This window comes from Vibrio sp. 10N.222.52.B7 (assembly GCF_041474275.1).
GTDB classification, from domain to species: domain Bacteria; phylum Pseudomonadota; class Gammaproteobacteria; order Enterobacterales; family Vibrionaceae; genus Vibrio; species Vibrio crassostreae_C.
In genome coordinates this window covers 1-266 of record NZ_JBFRTU010000775.1, presented here as the reverse complement: position 1 = coordinate 266, position 266 = coordinate 1, and the positions used below count along the sequence as shown (strand labels likewise).

At 47.0% G+C, this 266-nt stretch carries 1 pseudogene; it reads left to right on the top strand.

Annotated features, from left to right (window positions below):
* A pseudogene (locus AB4512_RS25255) lies at positions 1 to 266 on the top strand (glutathione synthase); the annotation flags it as partial.

The following is a 266-nucleotide window of genomic DNA, read 5'->3' as shown; positions in this document are numbered from 1 at the left end:
ATCATGCACGGTGTTGCGTTTCGCCAGCCAGAAAATACCGCGAGGCATTGTCCTTTCAGCATTGCTCCTATGACTATGGAGCGTAAGGTTTATGAACACTTGTTGAAGGTAACACCGCTGATCACCAAGTTAATCAGCAATGTTTCGGAAGACCACGGTTTTCTGCAATCATCTTTGAGTGATATGGCGCAAGCTGATCCGTTTTTTGGTCGCTTGATGGAGTTGCATCAACAAGCCCATGGCGAGGTGTCTCATCGACTTTATCC